At 42.5% G+C, this 12,830-nt stretch carries 10 protein-coding genes; 7 read left to right on the forward strand and 3 right to left on the reverse strand.

All coding sequences use genetic code 11. From position 1 onward, the window contains the following. Window positions 1-240: 240 nt before the first annotated feature. From P2W73_RS07485 to P2W73_RS07495, 3 genes are all read left to right on the forward strand, one after another. On the forward strand, window positions 241-678 hold the full coding sequence (locus P2W73_RS07485; protein ID WP_276501384.1) for a single-stranded DNA-binding protein: 438 nt from the start codon (window positions 241-243) through the stop codon (window positions 676-678). 87 nt (window positions 679-765) lie between these two features. Continuing rightward, window positions 766-1,845 carry an Ldh family oxidoreductase gene (locus P2W73_RS07490; protein WP_276501385.1) on the forward strand — a complete coding sequence of 360 codons (1,080 nt, stop codon included), beginning with the start codon at window positions 766-768 and terminating at the stop codon, window positions 1,843-1,845. Between the two features lie 198 nt (window positions 1,846-2,043). Next, window positions 2,044-3,366: an aspartate kinase gene (locus P2W73_RS07495; RefSeq protein WP_276501386.1), complete on the forward strand. Its 1,323-nt coding sequence runs from the start codon at window positions 2,044-2,046 to the stop codon at window positions 3,364-3,366. Window positions 3,367-3,433: 67 nt separating this feature from the next. Here P2W73_RS07495 and P2W73_RS07500 read toward each other — a convergent pair whose 3' ends face one another. The 3 genes from P2W73_RS07500 to P2W73_RS07510 all read right to left on the reverse strand — a co-directional run bounded on the left by P2W73_RS07500 (window position 3,434) and on the right by P2W73_RS07510 (window position 6,886). After that, complete coding sequence (locus P2W73_RS07500; protein WP_276501387.1) at window positions 3,434-3,895, reverse strand: TonB-dependent receptor plug domain-containing protein; 462 nt, start codon at window positions 3,893-3,895, stop codon at window positions 3,434-3,436. A gap of 73 nt (window positions 3,896-3,968) precedes the next feature. Then, window positions 3,969-4,745 (reverse strand): glycoside hydrolase family 16 protein, encoded by a 777-nt coding sequence (locus tag P2W73_RS07505; RefSeq protein ID WP_276501388.1) that lies wholly within the window; start codon window positions 4,743-4,745, stop codon window positions 3,969-3,971. Window positions 4,746-4,789: 44 nt separating this feature from the next. Continuing rightward, complete coding sequence (locus P2W73_RS07510; RefSeq protein ID WP_276501389.1) at window positions 4,790-6,886, reverse strand: sensor histidine kinase; 2,097 nt, start codon at window positions 6,884-6,886, stop codon at window positions 4,790-4,792. A 55-nt stretch (window positions 6,887-6,941) separates the two neighbouring features. Here P2W73_RS07510 and P2W73_RS07515 point away from each other — a divergent pair, with 55 nt between their 5' ends. The 4 genes from P2W73_RS07515 to P2W73_RS07530 all read left to right on the forward strand — a co-directional run bounded on the left by P2W73_RS07515 (window position 6,942) and on the right by P2W73_RS07530 (window position 12,825). Then, window positions 6,942-7,682: a LytR/AlgR family response regulator transcription factor gene (locus tag P2W73_RS07515; protein ID WP_276501390.1), complete on the forward strand. Its 741-nt coding sequence runs from the start codon at window positions 6,942-6,944 to the stop codon at window positions 7,680-7,682. Window positions 7,683-7,803: 121 nt separating this feature from the next. Next, a complete protein-coding gene (locus tag P2W73_RS07520) occupies window positions 7,804-9,303 on the forward strand; it encodes a sodium:solute symporter family transporter (protein ID WP_276501391.1) in 1,500 nt (499 codons plus the stop codon). Beyond that, the gene (locus P2W73_RS07525) at window positions 9,300-10,220 is read left to right on the forward strand and encodes an alpha/beta hydrolase (protein WP_276501392.1); all 921 of its coding nucleotides are present in this window, start codon (window positions 9,300-9,302) and stop codon (window positions 10,218-10,220) included. The genes P2W73_RS07520 and P2W73_RS07525 overlap by 4 nt, the downstream gene beginning before the upstream one ends. 34 nt (window positions 10,221-10,254) lie before the next feature. Continuing rightward, window positions 10,255-12,825 (forward strand): TonB-dependent receptor, encoded by a 2,571-nt coding sequence (locus P2W73_RS07530; protein ID WP_276501393.1) that lies wholly within the window; start codon window positions 10,255-10,257, stop codon window positions 12,823-12,825. Window positions 12,826-12,830: the final 5 nt, after the last annotated feature.

Raw genomic sequence — 12,830 nt, forward strand, 5'->3', positions numbered from 1 at the left:
TTGGTAGGCTTATTTTTCTTAAAAATGGAAGTGATGTAAATGATATAAATAAAATAAGTAATATTAATTTAAATGGAAACATCAGCGATAAATCAATAAGCTTCGGGGAGCTTTCAATCCGGGAATACAATGGTATATATAAATGTGAAAAAACTACCTATAAGTTGTATCAGCGATTTTAAACAATAAGCTTAATTTGCTGCCTTAATTATTTATTACGTCAATTAAAATTTGAGCACTATGATTAAAATGCAAGTTATCGGTAACCTCGGCAAGGATTGCGTGGTTAACACCGTGAACGGTAAAAACGTTATCAATTTTACAATTGCACACACTGAAAAGTATAGAGACAGCCAGGGTAACAACCAGGAGAAAACGACTTGGGTTGATTGTGCCTATTGGACAGATCGTACAGCTATTTCGCCGTACCTCACAAAAGGAAAACAGGTTTTTGTAGAAGGAACCCCGGAAGTAAGAAGTTTTACCCGTCAGGATGGAACCGGCGGAGCCTCATTATCACTACGGGTTCGTGAGGTGCAGTTGTTAGGTGGTAAAGGTGAAGGTGGCAGCAGTTCTCCGTCTTACAGCAGCGGGGCATCATCAGGCAGCAACTATTCATCGTCCAATGTCCCTTCAGCCAGTGAGATTACCGAACCAATGGATGATCTTCCTTTCTAAACATAACTGATAAGTTATATAAGGTCCTTCCATTTTGCGGAAGGACTTTTTTGTTTTCGGGCTTTATTAATTGTTGTTTCTTTGCGCATGCCAGAACAAAATTTTTCCTACGAAAGATTATTCGGATTTACCAATAGTGTTTTTCAACGTATCGGCTGTTCTGCCGATCATGCAACAATCGCAACTAAGACTTTACTATCCGCCGATTTAAGAGGTGTCGACTCGCATGGTATTGCCCGACTCAGCGGTTATGTAAGACTATGGGAAGTGAACAGAGTCAATGCTAATCCAGCTATAAAAGTTATTCATGAAACACCATCAACCGCCGTGGTGGATGGTGACAGTGGTCTTGGGCTGGTAGTGGCTCCTTTTGCCATGCAGATAGCTATTGAAAAAGCAAGGAATGTTGGAACAGGATGGGTAAGCGTACAAAACAGTAACCATTTTGGCATTGCAGCCCATCATGCCATGATGGCCTTACAACATGATATGATTGGCATAGCTATGACTAACGCCAGCCCGCTGGTGGCGCCTACTTTTTCTACAGATAAAATGCTCGGCACGAATCCTATTTGTGTAGCAGCTCCGGCTGGTGAAGAGCCTGCCTTTGTAGCCGACCTGGCTACTACAACCGCTGCCAACGGGAAGCTGGAAATTTTGCAACGTAAAAATTTAGAAACACCCAATGGCTGGGTTCAGGATGCGGAGGGTCGCTCTTCCAATGATCCTCATATTTTAAAGAAAGGTGGAGCACTGCTACCGCTGGGTGGCGACCGTGAACACGGTAGTCATAAAGGCTATGCTCTCGGAGCCATTGTCGATATCTTTTCTGCTCTCCTCAGCGGAGCCAACTATGCGCCATGGGTGCCACCATTCCCTGCTTATGTACCAATGCCGTCGCAACAACCCGGAAAAGGTATTGGTCATTTCCTTGGCGCCATGCGCATTGATGCATTTCGGCCTGCCGATGAATTTAAAAAACATATGGATCATTGGATACAGGGATTTCGTAATTGTAAAACTATTCCCGGCGAAGAAAAGGTTTTGGTGCCCGGTGATCCTGAAAGGGAAATGGAAGCAGAAAGATCTACAAACGGTATTAATTTGTTAGACGTTGTTATCAAGGACCTAAAGGGACTCGCCCAAAAATTCAACCTGGATTTTTAAAAAAGTTTTTATCAAGAATATGGCAAATTCTTAAAGTCTCTTATTTTCTTTTTCCATTTGGTAGCAACCCGCCCTTCAAATATTTTTGCACCCTAATTTATTTTGATATGAAATGAGCCATGTAATGCTTGCTTGTCACCAACAGGGATGATTATTTGGCGAATTCCATTTGGCTAAAAAACAATAAAAATTAAGCAAATGAAAGTAATGAAGTTTGGTGGCACCAGTGTAGGAAAGCCTGAACGCATGCACCAGATCGTTTCGCTGGTTACCAAAGAAACAGAACCGACGATTGTTGTTTTATCCGCCTTATCGGGCACTACCAATGCGCTGGTAGAAATTGGTGATCATATCGCCAAAAGTGATCGCACGGCAGCCAAGCAATCCATCGATAAGCTGGAGGCACATTACCAGGCATTCATTACGGATTTACTAAAGAAGCCGGAGACCCTGGCAAAGGCAAAGAATATTTTATCCGAGCATTTCGAATTCCTGAATATTATTCTCAAAATTTCTTTCAGCGAAGCGTTGAGCAAAGATATTTTAGCGCAGGGTGAATTACTATCAACAAAATTATTCTGCACTTATTTGGAGGAGCAAGGTGTTGATCACGCCTTGTTACCCGCTTTGGAGTTCATGACGATTGATGCGTATGATGAACCGCAGATCGGCAGCATCAAAGTAAGATTGAGTCAGCTTTTGCAGCAATACAAGGACAAGAAATTTTTTGTAACACAAGGATATATTTGTCGTAACTCAAGAGGCGAAGTGGATAATTTAAAAAGAGGCGGAAGCGATTACAGCGCTTCTCTTATCGCTGCTGCCATCAATGCCACGGTTTGCGAAATATGGACCGACATTGACGGCATGCATAACAACGATCCAAGGGTGGTAAAGAAAACAGTGCCCGTAGAGCAGCTAAGCTTTGATGAAGCTGCTGAGCTGGCTTACTTCGGCGCTAAAATCCTGCACCCCGCATCTATCTGGCCGGCCCAGATGTACAAGATACCGGTGAAGTTGTTGAACACGATGCAGCCTACTGCAAAAGGTACATTGATTACCCAGGAGGCTGGCAGTGTTGGGGTGAAAGCGGTTGCGGCCAAAGACAACATCATTGCTATTCGCATCAAAAGTAGCCGCATGTTGCTAGCCTACGGTTTCCTGCGTAAGATATTTGAAGTGTTTGAAAAATATCGCACACCCATCGATATGATCACTACTTCGGAAGTAGCAGTTTCACTGACAATCGATAACCCGGTTTTCCTGAAAGAGATATTGAAAGAATTAGAACCATTTGGTAATACAGAGGTGGATCATAACCAGGTAATCATTTCTGTGGTGGGTAATGAGATTTCGCAGACTACTGACATTGTAAAAAAATTATTTGGCTCTATCATGAACATTCCTGTTCGCATGGTCTCCTATGGAGGTAGTCCTCACAATATTTCATTGCTGATAGCTGCCGAAAATAAGGGCCGGATATTGCAGCAACTAAACAGGGGAATGTTTGGCCTGGAATAGCCAACCTGATTCAATTAAGAAGAAAGGCCCGTTTCTTATTAAAGTCACGGGCCTTTAGTTTTTTATTTCAATCCGTTTCTTCTTCGTCTTCACCCCTGATAGTATAAACAGCAATAACGCCTCCGCCGCTAAACGGCAGAACAGAAGGCCCTTTTATAACTTTTATCATAGCGATATCTGCGACAGGCAAAGCATTCAGGTAGTCGTAGTCTACCCGCATCTCATCTACATATACCACCGCTCTTTGATTACGAATAAAAGGAATACGACTATTAAAACGGGTCGTATAAACTTGTAAGCCGGCTACTCTTCCCTGTAGCCAATCCAGTATATTGAAATAAGCTGATGCTGAGCCATTCACTGCTTCATCCAGAAAGTCAAAATAGTCGCCATGTATGGTTGAGAATAAGGCGCTGCAATATTTTTCGTTTAAAATTTCCGCCTTTGTTTTGGGCCGGGAAATTTGTTTTTGAGCCACAGCGCTCAGCAACGGAATGATTAATAGCAAAACAAAAACTAACCTCTTCATGTCTTTTTCCTCCTACTACAATTTACGAAATTATTGTGTTAGAGGATGGTTAAGAGTTATGGCTCGCCAGGTCTTATTGCTGATAAACCCGCACATAATCAATTTCCATTTTTTGGGGCCAGATATTTTCATCCACACCCATTTTACCGCCCCAGTTACCACCCACAGCTATGTTTAAGAGCAAATGCATTTTATTATCGAAGGGCCACGCATCATAGCCTGAGTGTTCATTGGCAAAATGAAAATAATAGTTACCATCTACCGCTACTTTCAAAGAATCCTTGTTCCATTCCATGCTATACACATGAAAATTTTCAGAACAGTCTTTTACTACGACAGTATCTGTTTTTTGTGTACCAATAACGTGGTTGAATTTCTTCGTGTGCACCGAACCATGAATAAATCCCTGGTTATAACCCACATGCTCCATAATATCGATTTCACCATCGTCAGGCCAGTTGAGCGGCGTGGTTGAGGCAAGCATCCAGATTGCCGGCCAGGTGCCAAGCCCTTTTGGTAGTTTTGCTTTTACTTCAATTTTTCCATATTGCCAATCGCCTTTTCCTTTTGTAATCAACCGGGCCGAAGTATATTTCATACTATCCCAATTTTCTTTCCGGGCCTCAATGGTCAGCATACCATTTTCTGCTCTTGCATTTTCTTTTCTCCCGGCTGTATAATACTGCAACTCATTATTTCCCCATCCATGGCCGCCCACTTCAGCCGTCCACTTTGTTGAGTCGGGCAAACCGGTATAGTTGAACTCATCACTCCAAACTAATTTCCATTCTTTTTTTGTTGCGCAGGAGAATAATAAAACCGGGATAAGAAATAATGATAGTGCTTTCATAAATTGTTGTTGTTGTTCAATTGTATTTTATATTGCCGGTGTGCTCAGGTAAAGACTTTGGCCATGTATAAGGGGATTGAAAAATTAAATGTAGAACCATGACCTGGCTCGCTTTTTATTTTCAAACTTCCGCCATTTTTTTCGATAAATTCCTTGCTGATCAATAAACCGAGGCCTGTGCCTTTTTCTTTTTCCGTGCCACGACGGGTAACTGCAGTATTTAATTCCAGTAACTTTTGGATCCGTTGATCAGACATGCCTATACCGTTGTCAACTACTTCCACGATTACCTTTTCCTCATCTGTATTTGCGTTTATTTTAATCGTCGAATTTCGATGACTAAATTTAATGGCATTACTCAACAGGTTGCGGATAACGAACTCAATCATTTCCTTGTCGCCAAGACCTGATAATGTCTCATCAATGTTTGTGGCAATGATAATTTGCTTCATGTGTGCATTGAGTTGCAATAATCGTACGCACCTTTCTGTAACAGACTTGATATTTACTTTTTCAGGTTTGAACTGCAATATGTTCATTTGCGACCGTGACCATTGAAGCAGGTTGTATAACAGCAGGTTGAGGTTGTCAAGCGATTGTTGTGCCTCGGCAAACATCTTTTGTTTTTCTTCTTCACTCAGCTTGTCGTGGTGATCGGTGAGCAACTTCATAAAAGATTGCATGGTGGCCACAGGATTACGCAGGTCATGCGATATCACTGAAAAAAGCTTATCCTTTACATTATTCAATTGTGACAGCTGGTATTGAGAGTCCTTTAATTGTGAAATGCTTTCCTGCAACATGCTATTTTTTTGCTGCAGATCCCCGGTTTGCCGTGCTACCTGTTGTTGTAGTTCTGATTTTTGCTGTTCAATTAATTCTTTTTTCTCTCTTTCTTTTTCCAGGGCCAGTCTCTCTTTTTCCAATGTTTCATGCACCAATTGCAGGCGGGTGCGATTAAGACGGCTGGCGAGTCCTAATGAGAAAACAACCAATTGGATCAGCACGCCATATTGCACAACATAACGGGTGAAATAGTTATCGGTCAGCAAACCCATTTCCCTGAAGATAAATGCGATGGCGCCAATCACCAGCACTATATTGGCCACGATAAAATACCTGGCCGGTTCATAGTCTTTTTGATAAGCCCTGATCCCCGCTACCAGCATCATTATAAGAATGATTGCACCGAGTATGCCAATCACATTGATCAATGGCACCAGCAGATCAATATCGGCAGCATAACTAATAACACCGGTAAGCAGAATAACTGCCGTCACCGTAATAAGAACATTCAGCCACTTGTTTATTGAAGGCAACAGTTGCGAAGTATGCAGGTAAGTTTTGGTAAATAAAATACGGGATAAGCCGGTAAAAGGAACTAGCATAGTATAACAAAAAGTATCCCATACAGGAGAACCAGGCCAGAGCCACTCAATGCCAAAGCCGTAGTAAAAGGCGAAGTAGATTCCAAGACTTACAAAACTTAATACATAGTAGAGATAGCTGATGTCCTTTACTGCAAATAAAAGGAAGAGATTGTAAAATGCCATTACGAGTAAAACACCCAGGAACATCCCCTGCCAGAACAACCGCTTGCGGTCCGAATGTTCAAAATAATTTTGCGTGGTCAATTGCAATTTTAAGTCATGTGGCAGGTAGAGACTATATACAGGCTTCAACTGCAACCAGATGTTTTTTATTTCTTCTTTTTTTATGAGTAACCGGAAGGCATTGACATTGGAGGGTTCTGAACGTTGATCTAAAGGCAACAAACTACCGGTTTGGAATGGCTGGTAACTGTTGTTGTTTCCAGGAGCGTATAAAAAAGCATAACCTGCTTTGGGAACCTGCAGGATATATTCCTGGTCAACGTTTGTTTTATTTGCCAGGTTGAAATGTGCCCATATTGCCCATTCCTTTTTTATGGAATGTAAGGCCGGTGCGGACGAGAAAGTCTTTGATTGTACCTGTTGCAGGCGTTGCTGGCCGCTACTATCAATATACCATAAAGGTTGTTCACGGGGTATGACAGTTGTCACTTGTTCTATAGGTATGATAGTTTGCGCAACTGTTTTGTTGAGCAAAATCATTCCAAAGAAAAGCAAAACAAGATAGTAAAATGACAAGCGTGGTTTCAATGAATGCTTTTTGTAAATTTAATTGATAATTGATTGTAGATAGAAAATATACCTTATGCCGGGAATAAAAGTGATGCTTGTAGAAGATGACTGGATCATTGCAAAAGAAATTTCATATTCATTGCAGGACCTCGGTTTTGAGGTGGCCGGTATTTTTGAAAGTGGGGAAGAATCCTTGAAGCAGGTAAAGCAATTACAACCGGATGTAGTATTGATGGATATTGATCTGTCGGGGGAAATAAACGGGATAGAAACTGCTCATCGGTTGAAACAGCTCAGTCCTGTTCCTTGTATTTTTCTAACGGCCCTGGCCGATCATCAAACTATTGAAAAAGCCAAGCTGGCTGAGCCTTATGCCTACCTGGTAAAACCGGTAAAGCCTGAATTATTATACTCAACCATCGAAATAACACTGCATAATGCCGCCCGCCGCAATGTTGAAATGAGCAGGGAAGCGACGACTATCAGGGAGAATCTTTCTTATGACGAAGCCATCTTTGTAAAAAATAAAAAGCGGCTGGAGAAAGTGATGCTCAAAGATATTTTATGGGTCGAAGCCTATGATATTTATGCAATGATCAAAACGGCATCTGGTCAATACCTGCTCAGCCATTCTTTAAAAGTAGTAGAGGAGAGATTCCCATCCTCGCATTTCATCAGGGTTCATCGTTCTTACCTTGTCAATAGAGAAAAAATAGATGCTATCGAAGAGAACGATCTTGTAATTGCTAATTCAGCCATACCCGTTGGTAAAACTTACCGGGACGCATTAATGAAGAAATTGTCCTTTCTCTGATTTTCATTCACCTGAAAAATAGTTCCGTTTACCTGATTGTTTTCCACCGTTCACCCGTTTTCGTCTCAGGAGAATTAAAAGCCTTCTAAATTCAGGTTATTAATAACGAATTGCCTGCAATATGAATAACCTGGCCACACCGGGAATGCTGCTTGCCGTATGGATATGTCTTGCTCTTTATGCAGGTGTGATCCTCTACTTTGTAATCCGGGGTGCAAGGCGCACCAAATCAATGTCCGATTATGCTACCGGCACTTTCCGGTTTTCTCCCGCGGCTATTGGCTTGTCGCTTGCTGCCGGTATGACCAGCGCCGCCACTTTTATTATCAATCCCGGTTTTATTGCATACTATGGCCTCAGTGCTTTTTTGTCGATGGCGATATTTCTTCCATTGGGTGCATTGATTTCGTTGGTGATCCTTTCAAAGCGATTCAGAAAAATTGGCAATACGGTGCAGGCAAAAACTATTGCGCAGTGGCTGGGCACCAGGTTCCAGAGTGAAGGTTTCAAAATCTATATCGCCTTTTTGTCATTGTTGCATCTTACGTTTATTGTTTTGATCTGTGTGGGGCTAACGCAGGTATTAAGTAAGGCGTTAAATGCAGACGTCCTGTATGTACTGGTGGGTATTGTTGTATTCACCTTTGGCTATATGATGTTTGGGGGCGCCAACAGCATGGTGTATACCAATATGATCCAGGCTTTGCTGAAAGTAGTAGTAGCTGTTATCGTTCTTGCTTCAGGTTATTATTTTTTTACAGATGACAATGGGGGATTCTTTGCAAAACTCAATGCAATAGATCCTCAGCTTACCCAACCATTTAATTCTTCCAGTCCATTATACCGTGATTTTTTTGAAGTGGTCGTCTGCCAGTTTATTGTGGGTGTGGCTATTGTTTGCCAGCCGCATATCATCACCCGTTCAATGTTGTTGAAAGATGATAAGGGAATGAACAAGTTCCTGACCGTAGCAGTTGTTTTATTGGTTTTATTTTTTGCGGTGGTATTTGCCGGACTTTATGGAAGACTGGTGTTTCCCGATTTAAAATTTAATGGCGCCCATTTGCCGCTCGATGGTGTAATGTCAGCTTATGTGGTGACAAATTTTACACCCGCTATGAGCCTCTTCCTCGTTGTTGGCTTAATAGCCTCGGGCATTGCCACACTTGAAAGCCTGATCCAGTCTATCAGCACCACGATAACTTCTGATATTATCAAACCATTGTCAGGAAAAGAAGTACTGAAAAATGAACTGGTCATCAACCGCCTGGTGATTGCATTGATGGCAGTTGTAGTGATCCTTGTTTCTTACAGGCAATTGGTACACCCCGACCTGAGTGTGGGTATATTGGCTCAAAATGGAGTATATGCTTCATTTTCGGCAGCTTTTGTTCCGTTGTTATTCGGAATGTTTTTAAAAGATGTTCATAAATCAGCGCCGATCACTGCTTCTGTTGTGGCCATCGTTGTTCACTTCAGTGTGTACTATGGGAGGTTGACTCCCTATATGGAGACTAGTGTAAGAAACCCGGGCATCGCTGCGGCCATTGCTATCCTTTGTTCTTTGCTGGCCGGTGGCGTAGTGTACCTGGCTACAAAAAGAAAACCTGCTATTGCATGAAAAAATTAGCTGTTATACCTATTATCTGTTTGACGCTGGCTGGCCTGGCACAGGAAAGTTGTTTACCAAAATATAACACTCCTGTAAAAACGATACAACTTTCATCGGGCAAAATGGCTTATATCGAAAAAGGAAAAGGAAAAACTATTTTGTTCATACATGGACTGGGAGGGAATATTTCTCACTGGGAAAAAGCAATAAACGAATTATCATCTTCCTATCAATGTATCGCTGTTGATCTGCCAGGCTATGGATGGTCCGATATGCAAGTTGACACAAGAGGCCGGGACAGGCTGCAATTCTATGCTGATGTGCTCGGTGAATTTTTGAAAAAGAAAAAAATCAAATCGGTAGTGCTGACTGGTCATTCAATGGGTGGCCAGGTGGCAACCATCATGAGTTTGCAAAATAAAAGAGTAAAAAAATTGGTGTTGGTGGCGCCTGCCGGATTGGAAACTTTTACCGAAAAAGAAGCGAAACTTTTATCAGGGGTTGCTACACCCGCTGCTTTGGAAAATCAGGATGAAACCGTTATCAGGAATAATTTCAACGTGAATTTTTTCCGGCAACCGGCAGAAGTAGAATCGTTGATACAGGATCGCCTTCGGATGAAAGCCTGTGATATTTACAAGATTTACTGTGAAAATGTTGCTGCAGGTGTAACGGGGATGTTGATACATCCCGTAAGGGATTCGTTGCAATATTTATCCATGCCTGTGCTGGTCGTGTTTGGAGCTAACGACGCATTAATCACGAACCGCTACCTGCACCCGGCTTTAAAAACGGATGAACTGGCTTTACAATCTGCTGCGTCGATAAAAAACAGTAAAGTGGAAATGATCCCGCAGGCAGGTCATATGGTACAGTTTGAAAAAAGCAACGAGGTGACTTCCATCATTAAAAATTTTGCTCACTAATTTTTTATTAATAAACAACTAAATTGAAACTGCTATGAGAAGATCAATAATCCTTTTACTGGTGCTTGTGATCCAGCTTGCTGCCATAGCACAAAACACCGGCAAGATCAGCGGTAAGGTTACTGGCAAAGAAACCGGCGAGCTGCTTATCGGCGCCACCGTAATAGTGCGTGGAACCTCAGCTTCCGCTATTACTGATAACAACGGGGCTTATACAGTGCAGGTAAAAGCGGGGAAGAATACTGTTATCATATCTTATGTTGGCTATGCAGATATTGTTCAATCAGTAGATGTAAGCAGCGGTGAAACAGTTACTGTCAATGCTGAAATGAGCATATCCAGCAGGCCCGGCGATGAAGTAGTGGTTTCAGCTTCCAAACGACCTGAAAAGATTACAGAAGCACCCGCCTCCATCAGTGTGATCAGCGCCAGGGATTTTGAACAATCCTCTTCTTTCAACATAGGCGAACTGGCTTCAAAGATCCAGGGTGTTGAATTTGTTCGCACCGGCGTTACGGGGGTTGGCTTCAATGCCCGTGGCTTCAACAATGCTTTCAATGCAAAAATTTTACAGATGACCGATGGCCGCAATAGCATGATGGCGGGCAGCAGTGGTTTACCATCCGGCATTATGAATACAGTGATCAAAGAAGATATTGAGCGGCTGGAAATTGTACTGGGCCCCAACTCTGCATTATATGGACCAAATGCCCACAATGGTATTGCCAATACTATTACCAAAGATCCGCGTAAGTGGCAGGGAACTGACCTTGTTGTTGGAGCAGGCAACCAGGAAGTATTCAGCGGACGTTTTCGTATAGCAACAAAGATCAACAACAAGTGGGCTTATAAACTGACCGGTGAATACACTACCGGGAAAGATTTTAACTGGCGTGATAGTATTTATGCCGGTGGTACTGTATATGGTCCCGTGGTGGCTATTCCTGAAAGATTGTCTACCCGTTACTTCCGGCATATGCGTGGCGAGGCGCATGTTTATTACAGCATTACGCCTAAAGCTGATATCATCGCTTCTTATGGCGGTAGTGATAATGATTTCAATAGTGTGAACAATACCGGCCGCAACCAAATCGATGGCTGGAAATTCTCTTACCTGCAACTACGGTATGTAAGTCCCCGTTTCTTTGCGCAGGCTTATGAAACATGGACCAATGTCGGCAAATCATATGGTGTGCCGGGCTATACAAGAGACTACTGGAACCGTACGCACAGTACCATCACAGAACCTACCAATCCAGCTTATGCAACAGCCGGACGCCTGTTCCCGGATGAAGCGGAGGCTTATGCCCTGAGACTTGGCAATATGTTCAAAGAAGAATCAAAACGTTTCAATGCGGAAGCACAATACCACTACAACTTCAGCGAGATTGGATTAAATATGGTAGTGGGTGGTTCTTATCAAAAAGATGACCCTAAAACATTTGGTACCGTTCTGATCGATGCAAAGGAAAAAGTTGAGATCACGCAATATGGCGGAGCATTACAATTAGAAAAAACATTGCCGGCTAAATTTAAACTGGTGGGTGCAGCCAGGCTGGATCACCATAGTTTATTCGGTAGCCTGTTTGCTCCAAAGCTGGGTTTGGTAAAAGCTGTTACCGGTGGGTCCGTAAGATTGACATGGGGTAAAGCCTATGCAGCACCGATCATCCTCTTCCAACGTGCAAGCATCTTCGGTTTGGTGTTTGGCAATGGTAGTGGCGTTACCTACATTCCAAACGGCGCTAAATTCAGCGATGCTTCTCAGCAAAAAACAACGGTGCCTCTTAATCCTGAAGAAATCAATACCTGGGAACTGGGTTATAAAGGGACTGTCGGAAAGAAATTATACATCGACATCAATGGTTATTATGGCAACAGTAAAAATTTCTTAAGCCCTGCCCTCACCGTAGGTGGCCGTGCATTAAGTGTAGGCGACATTCCTATCACTACGCCATTGCTGCTGCCGGGCACAGTCACCAATGATACATTAAAGGGTGCTGCATTCAGTAGCTATTTTAATTATGGCCAGGTGAAATCGTATGGTATCGATCTTGGACTGAATTATTATTTTACCGATAATATCAGCCTTGCCTTGAAATATAGCTGGTTTGGTTCTGATATTACCGATGATAACATCAAAAACGATGCGAACCGTGATGGTTATGTATCGCTGGAAGAAAGAAATCTCAATGCTCCCAAAAACAGGTTAGCCGGTACATTAAGTTTTATGAACCTTGCAAAAGGAAAATTGTATATCAATCTTTCAACCCGCTGGGTGCAGGAGTTTGACATGTATAGCGGCAACCAGATTGGAACCAAGGCAGGTGAGGGCAAAAGAGGCATTGTTTATGGTGGTATCAATCCTATCAATAACCAGCCAAGAAATTACGTTAAGAATTTTAACTGGGGTGCACTGGGCGGATTCACTACCGTTGATATCAGTGCCGGTGTGAAGCTGAACAGTATGCTGAACCTGGGGGCTGGTGTAAGCAATTTGTTTGATACCGAACAAAGAGAGTTTGTCGGCTCACCTTCTATCGGCCGTTTGTTCTCCATCGAATTGAAAGCGCATATTCCCCATAGCGGAAAAAGTAAAAATTAATTCTC

It is taken from the genome of Terrimonas pollutisoli, from assembly GCF_029360765.1.
Taxonomy (GTDB): Bacteria; Bacteroidota; Bacteroidia; order Chitinophagales; family Chitinophagaceae; genus Terrimonas_B; species Terrimonas_B pollutisoli.